This window comes from Streptomyces boninensis, assembly GCF_048572725.1.
GTDB lineage: Bacteria > Actinomycetota > Actinomycetes > Streptomycetales > Streptomycetaceae > Streptomyces > Streptomyces boninensis.
In genome coordinates this window covers 4,033,918-4,051,298 of the sequence record NZ_CP183837.1, presented here as the reverse complement: position 1 = coordinate 4,051,298, position 17,381 = coordinate 4,033,918, and the positions used below count along the sequence as shown (strand labels likewise).

The 17,381-nt window shown below is 71.3% G+C and carries 17 protein-coding genes and 2 pseudogenes; 5 read left to right on the top strand and 14 right to left on the bottom strand.

Going from position 1 to position 17,381, the window contains the following annotated elements; translation table 11 throughout:
* Nucleotides 1–16: 16 nt before the first annotated feature.
* The 3 genes and pseudogenes from ACNNMR_RS18350 to ACNNMR_RS18340 all read right to left on the bottom strand — a co-directional run bounded on the left by ACNNMR_RS18350 (nucleotide 17) and on the right by ACNNMR_RS18340 (nucleotide 2,415).
* Nucleotides 17–1,184 (bottom strand): annotated as a pseudogene (locus ACNNMR_RS18350) (IS3 family transposase).
* 65 nt (nucleotides 1,185–1,249) lie between these two features.
* Nucleotides 1,250–1,690, bottom strand: a pseudogene (locus ACNNMR_RS18345) (recombinase family protein); the annotation flags it as partial.
* A gap of 209 nt (nucleotides 1,691–1,899) precedes the next feature.
* The gene (locus tag ACNNMR_RS18340; RefSeq protein WP_419995705.1) at nucleotides 1,900–2,415 is read right to left on the bottom strand and encodes an N-acetyltransferase family protein; all 516 of its coding nucleotides are present in this window, start codon (nucleotides 2,413–2,415) and stop codon (nucleotides 1,900–1,902) included.
* Nucleotides 2,416–2,573: 158 nt separating this feature from the next.
* Here ACNNMR_RS18340 and ACNNMR_RS18335 point away from each other — a divergent pair, with 158 nt between their 5' ends.
* A complete protein-coding gene (locus ACNNMR_RS18335; protein WP_419995704.1) occupies nucleotides 2,574–3,587 on the top strand; it encodes a sigma-70 family RNA polymerase sigma factor in 1,014 nt (337 codons plus the stop codon).
* 104 nt (nucleotides 3,588–3,691) lie between these two features.
* Here ACNNMR_RS18335 and ACNNMR_RS18330 read toward each other — a convergent pair whose 3' ends face one another.
* Entirely contained in the window at nucleotides 3,692–4,243 is a 552-nt protein-coding gene (locus tag ACNNMR_RS18330) for a pyridoxamine 5'-phosphate oxidase family protein (protein WP_419995703.1), read from the bottom strand.
* A 171-nt stretch (nucleotides 4,244–4,414) separates the two neighbouring features.
* Here ACNNMR_RS18330 and ACNNMR_RS18325 point away from each other — a divergent pair, with 171 nt between their 5' ends.
* From ACNNMR_RS18325 to ACNNMR_RS18315, 3 genes are read left to right on the top strand one after another with little or no spacing between them, the layout of a single operon-like run.
* Nucleotides 4,415–5,176 carry a DeoR/GlpR family DNA-binding transcription regulator gene (locus tag ACNNMR_RS18325; protein WP_419995702.1) on the top strand — a complete coding sequence of 254 codons (762 nt, stop codon included), beginning with the start codon at nucleotides 4,415–4,417 and terminating at the stop codon, nucleotides 5,174–5,176.
* Nucleotides 5,177–5,207: 31 nt separating this feature from the next.
* Entirely contained in the window at nucleotides 5,208–6,182 is a 975-nt protein-coding gene (gene pfkB, locus ACNNMR_RS18320; RefSeq protein ID WP_419995701.1) for a 1-phosphofructokinase, read from the top strand.
* The gene (locus tag ACNNMR_RS18315; protein ID WP_419995700.1) at nucleotides 6,179–8,209 is read left to right on the top strand and encodes a PTS fructose transporter subunit IIABC; all 2,031 of its coding nucleotides are present in this window, start codon (nucleotides 6,179–6,181) and stop codon (nucleotides 8,207–8,209) included. The genes pfkB and ACNNMR_RS18315 overlap by 4 nt, the downstream gene beginning before the upstream one ends.
* A gap of 61 nt (nucleotides 8,210–8,270) precedes the next feature.
* On the opposite strand, the gene ACNNMR_RS18310 is transcribed toward ACNNMR_RS18315, so the two are convergent.
* The 3 genes from ACNNMR_RS18310 to ACNNMR_RS18300 all read right to left on the bottom strand — a co-directional run bounded on the left by ACNNMR_RS18310 (nucleotide 8,271) and on the right by ACNNMR_RS18300 (nucleotide 10,059).
* Complete coding sequence (locus ACNNMR_RS18310) at nucleotides 8,271–8,663, bottom strand: DNA-binding protein (protein ID WP_419995699.1); 393 nt, start codon at nucleotides 8,661–8,663, stop codon at nucleotides 8,271–8,273.
* The gene (locus tag ACNNMR_RS18305) at nucleotides 8,663–8,896 is read right to left on the bottom strand and encodes a hypothetical protein (RefSeq protein WP_419995698.1); all 234 of its coding nucleotides are present in this window, start codon (nucleotides 8,894–8,896) and stop codon (nucleotides 8,663–8,665) included. The genes ACNNMR_RS18310 and ACNNMR_RS18305 overlap by 1 nt, the downstream gene beginning before the upstream one ends.
* Nucleotides 8,897–8,964: 68 nt before the next feature.
* Nucleotides 8,965–10,059, bottom strand: coding sequence for a P1 family peptidase (locus tag ACNNMR_RS18300; RefSeq protein ID WP_419995697.1), 1,095 nt, complete (start codon nucleotides 10,057–10,059; stop codon nucleotides 8,965–8,967).
* A gap of 23 nt (nucleotides 10,060–10,082) precedes the next feature.
* On the opposite strand from ACNNMR_RS18300, the gene ACNNMR_RS18295 reads away from it, so the two are divergent.
* The gene (locus ACNNMR_RS18295; RefSeq protein ID WP_419995696.1) at nucleotides 10,083–10,382 is read left to right on the top strand and encodes a hypothetical protein; all 300 of its coding nucleotides are present in this window, start codon (nucleotides 10,083–10,085) and stop codon (nucleotides 10,380–10,382) included.
* A gap of 36 nt (nucleotides 10,383–10,418) precedes the next feature.
* Here the strand turns inward: ACNNMR_RS18295 and mscL are convergent, their stop codons facing one another.
* From mscL to ACNNMR_RS18260, 7 genes are all read right to left on the bottom strand, one after another.
* A complete protein-coding gene (mscL, locus tag ACNNMR_RS18290; protein ID WP_419995695.1) occupies nucleotides 10,419–10,976 on the bottom strand; it encodes a large conductance mechanosensitive channel protein MscL in 558 nt (185 codons plus the stop codon).
* Nucleotides 10,977–11,099: 123 nt separating this feature from the next.
* Nucleotides 11,100–11,717 carry an RcpC/CpaB family pilus assembly protein gene (locus ACNNMR_RS18285; protein WP_419995694.1) on the bottom strand — a complete coding sequence of 206 codons (618 nt, stop codon included), beginning with the start codon at nucleotides 11,715–11,717 and terminating at the stop codon, nucleotides 11,100–11,102.
* A gap of 87 nt (nucleotides 11,718–11,804) precedes the next feature.
* Nucleotides 11,805–12,884, bottom strand: coding sequence for a serine/threonine-protein kinase (locus tag ACNNMR_RS18280; protein WP_419995693.1), 1,080 nt, complete (start codon nucleotides 12,882–12,884; stop codon nucleotides 11,805–11,807).
* A 9-nt stretch (nucleotides 12,885–12,893) separates the two neighbouring features.
* On the bottom strand, nucleotides 12,894–13,736 hold the full coding sequence (locus ACNNMR_RS18275) for an S-methyl-5'-thioadenosine phosphorylase (protein WP_419995692.1): 843 nt from the start codon (nucleotides 13,734–13,736) through the stop codon (nucleotides 12,894–12,896).
* Nucleotides 13,737–13,772: 36 nt separating this feature from the next.
* Entirely contained in the window at nucleotides 13,773–14,144 is a 372-nt protein-coding gene (locus ACNNMR_RS18270; protein ID WP_419995691.1) for an FmdB family zinc ribbon protein, read from the bottom strand.
* A 71-nt stretch (nucleotides 14,145–14,215) separates the two neighbouring features.
* Complete coding sequence (locus ACNNMR_RS18265; RefSeq protein WP_419995690.1) at nucleotides 14,216–15,508, bottom strand: MFS transporter; 1,293 nt, start codon at nucleotides 15,506–15,508, stop codon at nucleotides 14,216–14,218.
* A 183-nt stretch (nucleotides 15,509–15,691) separates the two neighbouring features.
* Complete coding sequence (locus ACNNMR_RS18260; protein ID WP_419995689.1) at nucleotides 15,692–17,191, bottom strand: potassium/proton antiporter; 1,500 nt, start codon at nucleotides 17,189–17,191, stop codon at nucleotides 15,692–15,694.
* Nucleotides 17,192–17,381 lie beyond the last annotated feature (190 nt).

The following is a 17,381-nucleotide window of genomic DNA, read 5'->3' as shown; positions in this document are numbered from 1 at the left end:
AGTAGGTGACAGATGATCACGCCGCCATCGCGACGCGTTCCTTCATGATCAGTTCGTACTCGATGGGCGTCAACCGGCCCAGCGCGATCTGGCGCCGCCGACGGTGATAGGTGCGTTCGATCCAGGTGACGATCGCGATGCGGAGTTCCTCGCGGGAATCCCAGCTACGCCGGTTGAGGACGTTCTTCTGCAGGAGCGAGAAGAAGCTTTCCATCGCGGCATTGTCCCCGGCTCCACCGGCTTTCCCCATCGATCCTTTCATTCCGTGCCTGTCGAGTTCCTCCTTCAGCTTCTTGGAACGGAACTGGCCGCCGCGGTCGGAATGCAGGACGCATCCGGCGACGGATCCGGACCGGCGGGCCACGGCCTGTCGCAGGGCATCCACGGCCAGCGCGGATCTCCTGCGATGCGAGATCGAGTAACCGACATCCTGCGTGACCAGACGTCCTTGACCGCGCAGAGGTAAAGAACTCCCTCCCCGGTGCGGTGCTCGGTGATGTCGGCCAGCCACAGCGCATTCGCCCGTACGGCGCTGAAGTCCCGCCGCACCAGGTCATCGTGCGCCGGCGGACCGGGCCTGCCGGACTTGGCCTGCTTCTTCTTGCCGAACACGCTCCGCCAGCCGTTGTCCCGGCACACCCGCCACACCGTCCGCTCCGCCGCCCGGTACCCGGCAGCACGGGCGGCATCGGCGAGGAACCGGTACCCGAACTCCGGGTCATCGATGTGCGCGTCGAACAACGCGTTCGCCAAATACGCCTCTTCCAACTCAGAGCGCGTGACTGGGTTTTCCACCCACCGGTAATACGGCTGCCTGGCGAGCTTGAGGACCCCGCACGAGACCGCCACGGGAATCCCGTCAGCGGCCAGCTCGCTCACGAGCGGGTAGAGCCTTTTCCCGGAATCTGCGCCTGCGACAAATACGCCGCAGCCCGCCGCAGCACCTCGTTCTCCTGCTCCAGCAACTTGTTCCGCCGGCGCAACTCCTTCAGCTCCTCACGCTCGTCACCCAAGACCGAAGGACGCCTTCCCTCGTCCTTCTCCGCGGTCCGCAGCCACGTGTTCAGCGTGGCGGCATGGATCCCGAAATCTCTCGCGACCTGCTCGACGGAAACCCCCGGACCACGCTCACGCGCGACCCGGACGACATCGTCACGGAACTCCTTGGGGTACGGCTTCGGCACAGCAACATCCTTCCCAGCCCGCCCGAAGGCAAGCCACCTCGGATGTCACCCGACCGTGCAGCAGACCCCTGGCGGGCGACGCGGCGGCGGGTGTCCTCGCTCGCCTTGTTAGCCATGGCGACCATGACCCGGGCCATGGTGCGGCCGTCAGGGGTCAACAGATCGATGCTGCCGGACACACCGATCACCGGTCGGCGGCGGTGCTCCACAAGGTCGATGAGGTCTTCTAGGTCCCGGGGCTGGCGGGCTAGGCGGTCGAGATCGTAGACGATGATCCCGTCGATAACCCCGGCCTCGTAGTCGGCCAGCATCCTGTCCCACTCGGGCCTGACAACTCGCCAGACGTGGCGGCCGTCGCCAGTGCTGACGCGACGCTTCTTGAACGCGCTGGTGTCGTTCTCGGTGTAGACCTTGCTGATCTTCCAGCCGTGGCGGTCACCCGTCTCCCCGCAGTCCTCGGTCTGGCGCGCAACCCCCTTCTCCAGGCCTAAGGGATCTTCGGAGATCCGAACCTACGCGCCCGCCTTCTTGGCTTGCCGCTTCACGTCGAGTGAGGTCATGCGAAGAAGGTAGTTCTAAGATGCGACAGCCAGCCCTCGAATTCGGGGCCGCAGTCGTGCAGCCGGTCAAACGCTTCGTCGAGTGTCCCCGTCGTGTCCATGCCGTGGACGTTATGCGGTGACCGGCGTCACGGGAACGGACCGGGGGCGTAGGACTAGCGCCCTAGATCCTTCTCGTACCAGGCCACGTCCCAGTACCGGCCGAACTTCCGGCCCACCTCGCGATACGTCCCCACGTGCTCGAAGCCGAAGCGGCGGTGCAGCCGCTCGGAGGCCTCGTTCGGGAGCGCGATCCCGGCGTACGCGCGGTGCACGTCCTCGCCCTCCAGGGCCGCGAAGAGGGCCTTGTAGAGCAGGGTGCCGAGGCCGCGGCGGCCCGCGTCGGGGGCCAGATAGACGCTGCACTCCACCGAAGTGTCGTACGCGGCCTTCGGGCGGAAGGCGCTGGAGGTGGCATAGCCGAGAATCCGTGGGCCGCCGCGAGCAACCAGAAGGCGGTGCGGGCCGTCTTCTGGATGGGAGCGCAGCCACGCGCGGCGCTCCTCGGGGGCGAAGGGGGCGGTGTCGAACGTGATCGGGGTCTCACGGACGTAGTGGTTGTAGATCGCCGTCAGGGGCTCCAGATCGGCCTCGACGCCCGGGCTGACCTGCACTTCTGCAAACTCTTGCACCGTCCGAAGGTATCAGCCGGTTGTGCAGGGTACTGCAAGATCACGAAAATCGGAGCCCCGCATGGGAATTCTGTCCGGATTCCAGCCGTTGGAAGCAATGTAACGGGCACCCGACAGGTGCCGAACCGTTATCCGTCTCACTCGTTAAGGGAGCACGCATGGCAACCCGTGCCGTCGCCCGTCGAGCGGCTGCTGACACCAAGGCCGCCGGCAAGGGCAGCGTTCGCGCATCGAGCGGGGAGATCGCCGACCGTGACCTGGTCGGCATGTACCTCGACGAGATCGCGCGCACTCCGCTGCTCGACGCCGCGAAGGAGGTCGAGCTCTCCCTGGACATCGAGGCCGGTGTGTACGCCGAGAAGCTGCTCGCCAAGGAGGTCGACCCACTGGGTGACGATTCCGCGAGCGCTACGGCGACCCGGGAAGAGCTCGAGACGATGGTGGCCCTCGGCGAGCGCGCCAAGGACCTCTTCATCCGCTCGAACCTTCGCCTGGTCGTGGCGGTCGCCAGGCGCTATCCGCGCAGCGGCCTGCCGCTTCTCGACCTGATCCAGGAGGGCAACGCCGGCCTTGTCCGCGCGGTGGAGAAGTTCGACTATCGCAAGGGCTTCAAGTTTTCCACGTACGCCACGTGGTGGATCCGCCAGGCCATCACGCGGTCCATTGCCGACCAGTCCCGCACGATCCGGCTTCCCGTCCACCTGGTCGAGGAGCTGGGCCGGATCCGCCGCGTGCAGCGCGAGTTCAACCGCGAGCATGGGCGCGAGCCGGAGCCGGCGGAGGTCGCCGCCGAGCTCGGGTCCACACCCGAGCGCGTCGTGGACGTGCTCGACTGGGCCCGCGACCCGGTCTCGCTGAACATGTCGGTGGACGACGAGGGCGAGACCCAGTTCGGCGATCTGCTGGAGGACACGGGCGCCGTGTCCCCGGAGCAGTCGGTGCTGTCGCTGCTGCGCAGCGAGGAGCTCGAGGACCTGATCGGCAGGCTCGACCCCCGTACGGCCTCGATCATTCGCGCCCGCTACGGCATCGAGGACGGCCGCGAGCGCACGCTGACCGAGGTCGGCAAGCAGCACGGCCTGACCCGCGAGCGGATCAGGCAGATCGAGAAGCACGCCTTGGTCGAGCTGAAGAAGCTCGCCCGCGACACGGGCTTCGAGTCCGCGGCGTAACGACACGTGGCGCATCCCCTCGCGGGGTGCGCCCCCCACAGACAGCCCCCGGCCCGCCGCCCCCCCTGGCGGCCGGGGGCTTTCCTCTGCCCCGAAGCCTGCGCTCAGAACGTGTAGCGCGTGTGGCTGTACACGCCACCATCCCGCCCGAAGGCATAGGCGGTGTGCGGCGCGACCGCGAAGACCGTCCCGTCGCCTTTACGGAGCGAGTCGCCGAAGCCGTGGAAGGTCCCCTCGGGTGAGGTGATGTGGTCGCCGTACTTCGCCTCGTGCACCGCGATGACCTGCTCCAGCGCCGCCGGGTCGGTGACCCGCTCGGCCGTGCCCTCGACGACGAGGTCGCGGCCCCCGGTGAGCGAGCTGCCGCCGGTGGTGAGGGCGCAGTGCGGGTTGTGCGCGAGGTTCTTGGCCTTCTGCTCCGTCGGGCCGGTGGTGAAGTACAGCACTCCAGAGTCCGCGTCCCACGCGGCGATCAGCGGTGTGATGTGCAGTCGGCCGTCGGCTCGGATCGTGGAGATCTGGAAGATCTCGGCCGCCTCCAGCTGCCGCTGGGCCTCCTCCCAGGGGGTGGCGGCGACTTCCGCCGCTCCGGGGAGCGGATTGAGGGCGGAGCTGTAGCGGGCGTCGAGCTCGGTCGTGGGCTGCTGTGCGGGCATGCGGGTCTCCCTTCCTGTCTGTCCACGTAACGACCGATCGGGCGGCCAGGACTCATCGGCCGTGCCCGAATGCGTCTGCGCGCATGCCCGAGTCTGTTTACTTTCCGGAAGCGGCCCCGTAATGTGGAGGCGAAGCCACACAGTCGGGCACCGAAACGGACCTGAATCCACATGTACGCACCGGAGCGTCAGCAGGAGATCCTGCGCCTGGCCCGCGAGGGCGGGCGCGTCGATGTGTTGTCCCTCGCCGAGGAGTTCCAGGTCACCGCGGAGACCATCAGGCGCGACCTGAAGGCGCTGGACCGGGCCGGCCTCATCCGCCGGGTGCACGGCGGTGCGATACCGCGCGGCGGCCTCGACTTCGAGCCCGACCTCGCCGAGCGCGAGACCACCGCCGCCGACGAGAAGGACCGCATCGCCGAGGCGGCGCTCGCCGAGCTGCCGGACGGCGGCAGCGTGATCCTCGACGCCGGCTCGACCGTGGCGCGGCTGGCGGGCGTGCTGCCGGTGGAGTCGTCCTTCACCGTGATCACCCACGCCCTCCCGGTCGCCGCCCGCCTCGCCGACCACCCCGGCATCGACCTGCACCTGGTCGGCGGCCGGGTCCGGCACCGCACCCGGGCGGCCGTCGACGCCTGGGCCCTGCGCGCATACGGCGAGGTCAACGCCGACGTCGCCTTCATCGCCACCAACGGCTACTCCCTCGACGCCGGCCTCACCACCCCCGACCTCGCCGAAGGCGCCGTCAAGCGGGCGGTGATCGGCGCCGCGCGGCGCGTGGTGCTGCTCGCCGACTCGGGCAAGTTCGGCGCCCAGCACCTCGCCCGCTTCGGCTCCCTCGCCGGAGTGGACCTGCTCATCACCGACACCGGCCTCGCCCCCGAGGACGCCCGCGCGATCAAGGCGCAGGGCACCGATGTCGTACGGGCATGAACCCTCGCACGTCACTGGAAGCAGCACGCACATGATCCTCACCGTCACGCCCAACCCCAGCCTCGACCGCACCTACGAGCTGCCGGCGCTGGCGCGCGGCGCCGTGCTGCGGGCGGCCGCCGACCGGGTCGACCCCGGCGGCAAGGGTGTCAACGTCTCCCGCGCGATCGCCGCGGCCGGCCACCGTACGGTCGCGGTCCTCCCGCTCGGCGGCCCCGAGGGCGACCTGCTCGCGCGGCTGCTCGGCCAGTTCGGCATCGAGGCGGCGGGCGTCCCGGTCGTCGGCTCGACGCGCGTGAACGTCGCGCTGGCCGAGCCGGACGGCGTCCTCACCAAGGTCAACGCGGCCGGTCCGGTCCTGACCCCGACCGAGGCGGAGGCGCTGCTGGAGGCGGTACGGGCCACGGCCGTCGACGCCGCCGCGGACTGGATCGCCTGCTGCGGCAGCCTGCCGCGCGGCCTCGCGCCCTCCTGGTACGCGGAGTTGGTCGACCGCGTGCACCGGGCGGGCGCCCGTATCGCCCTGGACACGTCGGGCCCGGCGCTGACGGCCGCCCTGGCCATGCGCCCCGACGTGGTCAAGCCCAACGCCGCGGAGCTCGCCGAGGCCGTCGGCCGGCCGCTGCTCACCATCGGCGACGCCGTGAAGGCCGCCGAGGAGGCGCGCGACTGGGGCGCGGGCGCGGTGCTCGCGAGCCTGGGCGCGGACGGGCAGCTGCTGGTGTCCGGCGACGGCATCTGGTTCGCCTCGGCCCCGGCCGCGGTGGTCCGCAGCAACGTCGGCGCGGGCGACGCCTCTCTGGCCGGGTTCCTGGCCGCCGGCGGTACGGGCCCGGCCGCCCTCGCGGCCGCGGTCGCGCACGGCGCCGCGGCCGTCCAACTCCCCGGCAGCGTCATGCCGGCCCCCCGCGACCTCGCCCCCGACGAGGTCACCCTCACCGCAGATGTCCCCCTCGACCGGCCCCTCACCGAGCCGGTCCGCTCAGGCAATGGAGCTGCACAATGAGCGAATTGATAACGGCACAACTGGCCGACCTGGACCTCACCGCCGACACGAAGGAGGCAGCGGCCCGTTCGCTGGCGGAGCGGATGGTGGCCGCCGGCCGCGTCACGGACCTGGAGGGCTTCCTCGCGGACGTCGCGGCGCGCGAGGCCCAGATGCCCACGGGCCTGGACGGCGGCATCGGCATCCCGCACTGCCGCAGTGCACACGTAACGGAGCCGACGCTGGCCTTCGGCCGGAGCGCGGCGGGCGTGGACTTCGGGGCGGCGGACGGCCGCCCGGCGGACCTGATCTTCCTGATCGCGGCGCCGGCGGGCGGGGATGAGGACCATCTGTCGATCCTGTCGGGGCTGGCGCGGCATCTGATGGATGAGTCGTTCACGGCGGCTTTGCGAGGCGCCGCTGACGCGGCGACGGCGGCGCGGCTGATCAGAGGCGAGGAGACGGAGGACAGCACCTCTGAGACCGAGGCCACCAGCTCGCGGCCGGGAGCGGACGAGCCCATCGACACCGCGTCGGCCGCGGAGAGCACGGAGCACGCCTTCCGTATCGTCGCCGTCACCTCCTGCCCAACTGGCATCGCCCACACCTACATGGCCGCCGAAGCCCTCGAACAGGCCGGCCGCGAGGCCGGAGTCGAGGTCACCGTCGAGACCCAGGGCTCGGCAGGCTTCACCCGCCTCGACCCCCAACTCATCGCCTCCGCCGACGCGGTCGTCTTCGCCCACGACGTCGAAGTCCGCGACCGCGACCGCTTCGCGGGCAAGCCCACCGTCGACGTAGGCGTGAAGGCGGGCATCAACCGCCCGGCGGAACTCATCGCGGAGGCCCGCGACAAGGCCGCCCGCGGCGAGGTGACCGCGGCCCCGGCGCCCGGGGCGCCCATGGACCGTAACGCCGACGCCGAGGACGGCTACGGCACCAAACTCCGCAAGTGGCTGATGACCGGCGTCAGTTACATGGTCCCCTTCGTCGCCGCCGGCGGCCTGCTGATCGCGATCTCCTTCGCCATCGGCGGCTACGACATCACCGAGGCGAAGTCCGTCGCCGAACACTTCGTCTGGTCCGAAGCCGACAGCTGGGCCGCCCTCTTCAACCAGATCGGCGGCGCCGCCTTCGGCTTCCTCGTCCCGGTCCTGGCGGGCTATATCGCGTACGGCATGGCGGACCGCCCAGGTCTCGTCCCCGGCTTCGTAGGCGGCGCGATCTCGCTGACCATCGAGGCGGGCTTCCTCGGCGGCCTGGTGGCGGGCCTCCTGGCCGGCGCCCTGGTGCAGGCGATCCAGCGGATCGAGGTCCCGAAGACACTCCGCGGCATCATGCCGGTGGTGGTGATCCCGCTGATCTCCTCGGCGGTGATCGGCTTCTTGATGTACGTGGTGATCGGCAAGCCGATCGCCTCCCTGCAGAGCGCCCTGACCGACTGGCTGAGCAGCCTCTCCGGCTCCAACGCGATCATCCTGGGCGTGGTCCTCGGCCTCATGATGTGCTTCGACCTCGGCGGCCCGGTCAACAAGGTCGCGTACGCCTTCGCGGTCGGCGGCCTGACGCACCCCAACGACGGCAGCCTGAAGGTCATGGCGGCGGTGATGGCGGCCGGCATGGTCCCGCCGCTGGCCATGGCCCTGGCGACGACAGTCCGCGGCAAGCTCTTCACAAAGACGGAACGCGAGAACGGCAAGGCGGCCTGGGTCCTGGGCGCGTCCTTCATCTCGGAAGGCGCCATCCCCTTCGCGGCAGCGGACCCGCTCCGCGTCATCCCGGCGTCGATGGCGGGCGGCGCGGTGACGGGCGCCCTGTCGATGGCCTTCGGCTCCACCCTCCGCGCCCCGCACGGCGGCATCTGGGTCACCCCGTTGATCGGCGGCTGGTTCCTCTACCTGGTAGCAATCGCCGCAGGCACAGCAGTCAGCGCAGCCCTGGTCATCTTCCTGAAGGGAAGGAAGAAGGACCGGTCGGAAGTGCAGATGCCGTCGCAGCTGACCCCGGCAGGTGAGCCCAAACCCGACAAGAGCCTCGCCCCTGCCTGATCCTGCGTGCCTCGCTCGGCCCGGCTGCACGTACCACCGCTGCCGGGCCGAGGCGTGCCGTTCAGACCTTTACGACCTGTACGGTCGGACCGCACAGCAAGGAAAGGTCATCCGGGTCCGACGTCAGCAGCGTCACGGGGCGCGGCGCCGCCCTGCCGATCGCGGCAAGGACGGCATCGATCGCATACTTGTGGCCGTGCAGGCCGTGTTCCCGCAGCAGCCTGGCGGCTTCGGCCGCCACATCGCGGCTGATCTCATGGACGTCGATCCGCGAGAGCACCCAGTGGATGCGCGCAGGATGGATGCGCTCGTAGTCGGCCTCAAGAGTGGTCATCACGGTCGTGCCGACCCGCACATTCTCCAGCTGGGCCGCCTCCACCATCGCGATGGCCTGGCGATCCTTGCGGTAGACCTTGCTCAGCCCTTCGCAGTCCAGCAGCAGAGTGCCCGGCATCAGGCTGCGGCCCCGGCAGAATCGTCGTCGCGATGCTCCTGGTGTAGCAAAGACCGTGCCTGCTCGATCTCTTCGGTGGTCAGCGGATCGTTGTCCGTCTCGAAGTCGGCAACGATCTCGCGCAGTCGGTCCATGGCCAGCCGGTGCTCCAGTGCCTCCGCCAGATAAGCGGAGAACCCGCCCGGTCCGACTCGGTCGCGCACCGTCTCGGCCAAGTCTTCCGGCAGACTCACGGAGTACTTTTTACTACCAGCCATGCGCCCGATGCTACCACTGGTAGCAGTAGGCGCGGTGGGGATGGCTACGCGCGCGCGTAGAGCTCCCGATACGACGGGAACACCCCGCCAGGAGTCTCCATACCCTCCGCCGCACGGACGGCTTTGGCGATGGCGCGGGTCAGGGTGTCTGCGCCGGCGGCCAGCACCTCGTTCAGCGCGGCCGCCGCCAGCAGCGGGGCGAACGCCGGGTCGAGGTCGCCGTCCGGGGCCGGGAGCGGGTGCTCGCCCGTGGCCAGCGTGAAGACCGTGTCGCCGTCGTTGAGGAGGTGGACCGGGCGTACGGCGCGGGCCAGGCCGTCGTGGGCCGTGCCCGCGAGCTTCTGGGCCTGGACCGAGGTCAGCGCCGCGTCCGTCGCGATCACGGCGAGGGTCGTGTTCAGCGGCGGCCGCGCGACGGCGGCGGACCGGCGCTCGGTCTCCTCCTGGGCAGCCGCCAGGCGGCGCCGCGCCTCCGCGTGCACCTCGGCCGCGGGCGCCGGGGGTGCGCCGGCCTCGTACAGCTCGCCGTAGAGGCGGCCCGTCTCCGGATCCACGGCGGAGCCAATCGCGTTCACCGCCGCCAGCGCGCCGACGGTGATCCCCGAGGGCAGCTGCAGGCTCGCCGTCCCCACGCCGCCCTTCAGCCCGCCGACCCGGGCACCTGTGCCGGCTCCGACGCTGCCCTCGGCCACCGGGGCGCCGAGCGCTGCGCCGCCCGCGGCCTCCGCCGCCTGACGCCCGAGGGTGGCGTCGGGACGGGCCCGCCAGTCGCCGCCGCGGCCGAGGTCGAAGAGAACCGCCGCCGGGACCACCGGCACGACCTGTGACGGGTCGGGACCGATCCGGAACCCGCGGCCCTGTTCCTCCAGCCACCCGACGACGCCGGACGCGGCGTCCAGGCCGAAGGCGCTGCCGCCGCTCAGGACGACCGCGTCGATCCGCTCGACCAGATTCCGCGGGTCCAGCGCATCCGTCTCCCGGGTGCCGGGGCCGCCGCCGCGGACATCCACCGCGGCCACCGCGCCGCCCTCGGGCGCCAGCACCACCGTCGTGCCGCTCAGCCAGCCGGCGCCGGTGCGCTGGGCATGCCCCACCCGGATCCCCGGGACGTCCGTGATCGCGTCAACTCGGTCAGCCATGGCCGCACCGTACCCTTGAGGGCATGAGCAACACCCCCGCGGCCGACCCGCGGAAGCAGGACGACGAGGGCGAGACGCAGCGGCCGTCGGTGGGCGCGACGGAGCCCAAGGCCGCGACAAAGCCCAAGACCGCGGCCAAGGCCAAGCCGCGGAAGCCGGGTGCCACCGGCGCCACAGGCGCCGACGCGCTCGTCTTCGACGACCCGCTGGCGCAGCAGAGCTCCGACGACACCGACCGGGGCTGGGGCGAGCGGCCTGCCAGCACCGACCCCGCGGCAGATCTGGCCCGCTTTCTCGACGAGAAGCCGCCGCATCACATCTGACGCGGCGGCTTCGGGCGAGCGGCGGGCCCGCCGTCGCTACGGCTTGTCGAGCGGGCCGCCCGGGCCCGAGCCCGGGCCGTCCGAGCCGCCCAGGACGTCCGGGCCACCCGCGGCGCCCGCCGCACCACCGCCCCGCTGGGCCACCAGCGCATCGCGGATCTCCGTCAGCAGCTCCACCTCGGTCGCCTCGTCCGGCACCGGGTCGCCCTGGGCCGCCTGCCGGGCCTTGTACTTGTTCAAGGGCAGGATCATCAGGAAGTAGACGACCGCGGCCGTGATCAGGAAGCTCAGGGCGGCGCTCAGCACCGAGCCCCACATGATCGCGTTGCCGGAGGTGACCTTGCCGGCTTCCACGACGCAGTCGCCGCCGAGGCACGAGTGATAGCGCTCGAGGTTCTCCGAGCCGAAGAGACCGACGATCGGGTTGATGACGCCGTCGACCACGGAATTCACGATCTTTGTGAATGCGGCGCCGATCACCACGGCGACCGCTAGGTCTATGACGTTCCCGCGCATCAGGAATTGCTTGAAGCCGCCCAGGATGCCGGTGTGCTCCGCTGGCGCCGGCGCGGGTGCCGGTGGCGTCGCGCTCACGTACTGCCCCTAACTTCGATTGCTCCGGAGGAGTCAGCACCATATGCCCGGCCGGAGGTACGCCGTCCACTTGGGTCACACGAATCGGTGATGGCGGAACAGGAGTTGGGTCGGTCGTCCCTTTCAGCACAGCGACACCGCCAGCCGCCCCGACGCCCCCGCGCCGGCCAGCGCCGTCGCAGTGCGGCGCGGTACGGACAGCACCACCAGCGCGCCCGTGCCAAATCCTGCTTCGGCTGATGCCGATGGGCCCTGCTCCCGCGGGACCTGGGTCACCTTCGCCGCCCGCGCCACCACCTTCGCCGGCCGGCCCGCCGCGGTGCCGTCGCTGTCGCCCGCCGCCACCACATCCACCCGGTCTCCCGGGCGCAGCAGCCGCACCGACGCCGCGTCCGCGATCCGCACCGGAGCCGAGACCAGCGGCTGGCCTGCCCGGCCGGGCTTCGGATGCGGCTCCGCCGTGGCCGGGCCCGCGGGCTCCGCCGCCGTCAGCCGGGCATCGTCGCTCCGCGGGGCGGCCGCCGCCAGCGCCGCCGCCGAGATCGCCAGCCCGGCCGCCATCGCCCGGCGCCGCCGCCGCACCGCGCGCCGCAGCCGATGCCGCCCGCCCCGGGGCCGTAACGGCGCGAAGTCCGGCACCGCGCAGCCGGGCGGGACGGGGGAGTGCCCGGCTGGAAGAGCTGACGGGACGGGGGAGTGCCCGGCTGGGAGAACTGAACTGACCGGCGTCATACGGGACATGGCCATCGCCACCTGATGCGAGTCGCTTGCGGTTCGTAACGCGACTCACGATCCCGTCCGAGCCCAGCCCTCGCACCACCCTGTGGATTACTCCCCAGTTGTGGAAAACGCCGACCGCAGCCCCGCCCGAAGCTCCTCCGCCCCCGGCCGCCCCACCGGGTCCTTCGCCAGCAGCCCGGCGAGCAGCCTGCCCAGCACCGGGCCCGCCCGCTCCGGCACCGCCGGCGGGTCCGTCAGCACCGCAGCCATCGCCGCCGTCGGGCTCGGCCCGCGGAACGGCGGCTGCCCCTCCACCGCATAGAACAGCGTGACCCCGAGCCCCCACAGGTCAGTCGCGGGACCGGGCTCATGCCCGCGGATCTGCTCCGGGGCCATGTACGCGGGCGTGCCCATCACGGCCCCGGCCTCCGTGAGCGTCGGATCGCCCTCCAGCCGCGCGATCCCGAAGTCGGCGAGCTTGACCGACCCGTCCTGCCGGACAAGGACGTTGGCCGGTTTTACGTCGCGGTGGATGATGCCGAGACCGTGCGCCTCGGTCAGTACGTCCAGCAGCTCCACGCCCAGCGCGGCCACCCGCCCGGGCGGCAGCGGACCCGCGTCCGCCACGGTCGCGTGCAGCGTCGCGGCCGACTTCACCAGCTCCATCACGATGATCACGGACTCCTGGTCCAGCAGCACGTCGTGAACGGTCACCGCGCCTTTGTGGTCGAGCCGCGCCGCCGCCCGCGCCTCGCGCAGCAACCGCGCCCGCATCGAATCGCGCGCCTCCGCCGCGAAGCCCGCCGGCGGCAGCAGCTGCTTGATCGCCACCTCCCGGCCGAGCACCCGGTCCTGCGCCCGCCACACCACCCCCATGCCGCCGCGGCCGAGCTCCTCCAGCGGCGCGAAACGGCCGCCGGACAGCGGGCCGTTGCCGTTCCCTGCGTCCCGTACGGTCGCGGGTGCCGTCGCAGGCGCGGGTACGGGCGCCGGCGCGGCAACCGTGTCCTTCGCGGCAACGGTGTCCGGCGAGTACGTAGCCGCCAGGTCCGCCCGCCGCGCCGCCGCAAGCCGCGCCGCCCGCCCCCGCAGCACATTCCGCACCCCAAGCACGATGAGCACGCCGGCGGCCAGGAGGACGAGATACGGGAGGAGGCCCAGCCAGTCGAAGGCGTCCGAGTCCGTCACAAGCCGAGGCTACGGCAGCTCGATCCCCGTATCCCACCCCTTCAGCGCGTCAGCGCACAGGCAGTCCCGCTCCTCCGTCGCGGGCAGCCCGCCCACCACGTCGAAGAGCACCTCCCGCATCCGGTCCACATTCGCCGCGAAGACCTCCAGCACCTCCTGGTGGGAGACCCCCTCACCCGTCTCCGCCCCCGCGTCCAGGTCCGTGACCAGCGTCAACGACGTGTAGCAGAGCTCCAGTTCGCGCGCCAGCACCGCCTCCGGATGCCCGGTCATGCCGACCACCGACCAGCCCTGCGCCGCATGCCACTTCGACTCCGCGCGGGTCGAGAAGCGCGGGCCCTCGATCACGACCAGGGTGCCGCCGTCCACCGGCTCCCAGCTGCGGCCGCGCGCCGCGGCCAGCGCCGCCGTGCGCCCCACCGGGCAGTACGGGTCGGCGAAGGTGGTGTGCACGACGTTCGGGGTGCGGCCGTCCGGGAGTTGCTCGCCGTCGTAGTACGTCTGCGTGCGCGCCTTGGTGCGGTCCACCAGCTGATCCGGTACGAGCAGCGTGCCGGGCCCGTACTCCGGTCGCAGCCCGCCGACCGCGCACGGCCCCAGCACCTGCCGTACGCCCAGCGAGCGCAGCGCCCACAGGTTGGCGCGGTAGTTGATGCCGTGCGGCGGCAGGTGGTGCTTGCGGCCGTGGCGGGGGAGGAAGGCGACCCGGCGGCCGGCCACCTCGCCCACGAACAGCGAGTCGCTCGGTGGGCCGTACGGGGTGTCGACGGCGACCTCGGTGACGTCGTCCAGGAACGAGTAGAAGCCGGAACCGCCGATGACGCCGATCTCTGCAAGCGCTGCCTCAGTCATGCGACCAGACTAGGCGGCGCCCAAACCTGCGTGCGACTACGCGGCCGAGCTGCTGCTCGACGAGGAGGACGACGAGGACGAGGAGGACGAAGACGACGAAGACGACGACTTGTCGGACGACTTCCCGTCCGAAGACTTCGGCTTCGACTCAGAAGACTTCGCGTCCGCCGGCTTCGCCTCCGACGACTTCCCGTCCCCCGACTTGGCCGCCGGGCTGGAGCTCGAAGAGCCCCCGCGGCTGTCCGTACGGTAGAAACCGGAGCCCTTGAAGACCACGCCGACCGCCGAGAACACCTTCCGCAGCCGGCCGCCGCAATTCGGGCACTCCGTCAGCGCGTCATCGGTGAACTTCTGCACCGCCTCGAGGCCCTCGCCGCATTCGGTGCACTGGTACTGGTAGGTCGGCACTTTTCGTATCCTCCTGGCACTCTCACCTATGGAGTGCTAACGACGCTCTATCTTGCAGCATTCCAGCCGTGTCAGTCCACCGACACCGAGCTCCCGTGACGCGCCCCACGCGAGGCGCCACTCCCCGTCACCATCTCAACCGGCCGGACCGGCGGCACCAACCGCCCCCGCAGCACCCACAGCACGGCGCACGCCAGCGCCGTCCCGCCCAGCGGCACCAGAAAGCCCGCCCGCGCCCCGCCCGCGTCCGCGAGCTGCCCCGCCGCCGACGACGCCAGCGCCTGGCCGAGCGCGACCGCGCCGGTCAGCCACGTGAAGGCCTCCGTCCGCGCGCCCGCCGGGACCAGCGCGTCCACCAGCGTGAAGCCGGTGATCATCGCGGGCGCGATGGCGAAGCCGACCAGCAGGCCCAGCCCGCCCTGCAGCCACCCCGCAGGATGCATGGCGCCGAGCCACAGCGGCACCGTGGCCGCCACCAGCACCGGATACGCCAGCAGCAGCCGCCGATCCGCGGGCCGCCGCCAGTGCAGCATGCCGACCACCAGGCCCGCGAGCATGTTGCCCGCCGCGAAGACGCCGTAGAGGACGCCGTTCATGCCGGGCTTGCCGATCTCCTCGGTGAAGGCGGTCAGCGACACCTGCATGCCGCCGAAGACGATGCCGATGCCCAGGAAGGACACCGCCAGCACCCGCACCCCGGGGATCCGCAGCGCCGAGCCGCCGGCCGAGGCGCCTTCGCTGCGGAGCGACACCGGCGGCTGCGTACGCCGCTGCGCCGCGAAGAGCAGCCCGCCGGACACCGACAGCGCCGCCTCCGCGACCAGCCCGGCCGCCGGGTGCACTCCGCTGCACAGCGCCGCCGCCAGCACCGGCCCTATGACAAAGGTGAACTCGTCCGTCACCGACTCAAAAGCCGCCGCCGTGTGCTGCAGCGGCGACCGCGGATCGAGCCGCGCCGCCCACCGGGCGCGCACCATGGGCCCGATCTGCGGCACCGACGCACCGGCGAGCACGGCCGCCAGCAGCAGCGCCCACAGGGGCGCGTCGGAGAGCGCCAGGGCGATGACCAGCGATACGGATGCCGCGTGCAGCAGCACCGCGGGCACCAGCACGGCGCGCTGCCCGTACCGGTCGGCGAGCTTGCCGCAGAGCGGGGCGATGAGGGCGATGGACAGGCCGGCGGCGGCCGCGACGATGCCGGCCGTCCCGTACGAGCCCGAGGTGTCCTCGACGAGCAGCACGATGCCGATCGTCAGCATCGCGAAGGGCTGCCGGGCCAGGAAGCCGGGGATCAGAAATGTCCAGGCGCGGGGCGTGCGGAGCAGCTGCGCATATCCGGGCCTGCGGTTTGCCGTGTGCGCCACGGCGGCGTCCTTCCTGCCGCCTGAGGACGCGGGCCCGCTGACCGGGGCTCGACCGCGCCGAGAACTGTCCACCGCGCACGCCGGGGAACGGCCACTGCGCGAGCTCTGCGTCAGGCAGGTTTCGGGTAAAACATGTACGCCGCAATTATAGCGGCGATCCCGGTTTTACACCCCACCCGTGCTTTACACCCCACCCGTACCGAGCCACCCCGCCAGCTTGCCGCCCTTGCCGACCGCCCGGAGCCGCTTCTCCGCCTGGTCGCGGACCTCGTCGGTGGCGACCACGAGCAGCTCGTCGCCGACGCGCAGCACCGTCGTCGGCCCCGGCACGAAGCTGGCCCCGTTCCGTACGACCAGGGTCACCGCCGCGCCCTTGGGCAGCCGCAGCTCGGCGATCTCCACGCCGTGCATCCGCGAGCGCTCCGGTACGGACAGGGACAGCAGGTGGCCGCGCAAGCGTTCCAGCGGGGCGGACTCGATGCCCAGGTCGTACGCCGCGTCGGAGGCACCGAGGCCGAGCCACTTGGCCAGCCAGGGGAGCGTCGGGCCCTGTACGAGGGTGTAGACGATCACCAGCACGAAGACGATGTTGAAGATCCGGGTGGAGTCCGGGATGCCGGTCACCATCGGGATCGTGGCCAGGACGATCGGCACCGCGCCGCGCAGCCCGGCCCAGGACATCAGCGCCTGCTCACGCCAGGGGATGCGGAAGGGCAGCAGGCTCAGGAACACCTCGGCGGGCCGGGCCACCATCGTCAGCACCAGCCCGATGATCAGCGCGGGGACGATGTCGTCGGCCAGGTTGTGCGGCGTCACCAGCAGCCCGAGCAGCACGAACATGCCGATCTGGGCGATCCAGCCGAGGCCGTCGGCGAAGCCGCGGGTGGCGGCGAAGTGCGGCAGCTTGGAATTGCCGAGGATCATCGCGGCCAGGTAGACGGCGAGGAAGCCGCTGCCGTGCAGCAGGGCGCCGGTCGCGTACGCCGAGATGGCGATGGCCATGACGGCGATCGGGTAGAGGCCGGAGGCGGGCAGGGCGATGTGCTTCAGGCCCTGGGCGCCGAGCCAGCCGATGGCCAGGCCGATGGCGGCGCCGATGGCCAGCTCCAGGGCGATATGGCCGATCAGCGCGTACCAGGGGTCCATCTCGCCGACCGCGGAGAGCGCCACGACCAAAAGCACCACGGGCGCGTCATTGAAGCCCGACTCCGCCTCCAGGGTGCCGGTGATGCGTCTGGGCAGCGGCACCCGGCGCAGCACCGAGAACACGGCCGCCGCGTCGGTCGACGACACCACGGCCGCGATGATGAGGGACTGCCGCCATTCGAGGCCCACCAGATAGTGCGCCCCGACCGCCACCACCCCGACGCTGATCGCCACGCCGACCGTGGACAGCACGATCGCGGAGCCCAGCACCGGCTTGATGTCCGCCCACTTGGTACCGAGACCGCCCTCCGCCAGGATGATCGCGAGCGCCGCATAGCCGAAGACCTGGGTGAGTTCCGCGTCGCTGAAGGGGTAGCCGAAGCCGTCCTCGCCGACCGCGATCCCGATGCCCATGTAGAGCAGCAGGCTGGGCAGCCCGGTGCGCGACGCGAGCCGTACCGCCGTGACAGCGACGAGCAGGATCAGCGCCGAGATCAGCAGCAGCCGGTTGAGGTCTTCGACGGTCAGCGGGCGCACCTCTCGTTTTGAAGGAGGGGTCGGCAAGTAGGGTGAAGTTGAGCGCTTGACAGAGAATTTACCTTCTCATCAGCCCGGGCGACGCCCCGGGTCTTGCCGCCGGACCGGGTGCAGCCGCGGGCGCCGTGCGCTCTACAGTGGCATCTGCCCTTAGTGGCACCTGCCCTTTAGGACCATGAGAACAGAGCCC

Bases quoted from the DNA above. Each gene is read 5' to 3' on its own strand.
- ACNNMR_RS18335 (WP_419995704.1), top strand. From the start codon at position 2,574: ATGGCAACCCGTGCCGTCGCCCGTCGAGCGGCTGCTGACACCAAGGCC.
- ACNNMR_RS18330 (WP_419995703.1), bottom strand. From the start codon at position 4,243: ATGCCCGCACAGCAGCCCACGACCGAGCTCGACGCCCGCTACAGCTCC.
- ACNNMR_RS18325 (WP_419995702.1), top strand. From the start codon at position 4,415: ATGTACGCACCGGAGCGTCAGCAGGAGATCCTGCGCCTGGCCCGCGAG.
- pfkB (WP_419995701.1), top strand. From the start codon at position 5,208: ATGATCCTCACCGTCACGCCCAACCCCAGCCTCGACCGCACCTACGAG.
- ACNNMR_RS18315 (WP_419995700.1), top strand. From the start codon at position 6,179: ATGAGCGAATTGATAACGGCACAACTGGCCGACCTGGACCTCACCGCC.
- ACNNMR_RS18310 (WP_419995699.1), bottom strand. From the start codon at position 8,663: ATGCCGGGCACTCTGCTGCTGGACTGCGAAGGGCTGAGCAAGGTCTAC.
- ACNNMR_RS18300 (WP_419995697.1), bottom strand. From the start codon at position 10,059: ATGGCTGACCGAGTTGACGCGATCACGGACGTCCCGGGGATCCGGGTG.
- ACNNMR_RS18295 (WP_419995696.1), top strand. From the start codon at position 10,083: ATGAGCAACACCCCCGCGGCCGACCCGCGGAAGCAGGACGACGAGGGC.
- ACNNMR_RS18285 (WP_419995694.1), bottom strand. From the start codon at position 11,717: ATGTCCCGTATGACGCCGGTCAGTTCAGTTCTCCCAGCCGGGCACTCC.
- ACNNMR_RS18275 (WP_419995692.1), bottom strand. From the start codon at position 13,736: ATGACTGAGGCAGCGCTTGCAGAGATCGGCGTCATCGGCGGTTCCGGC.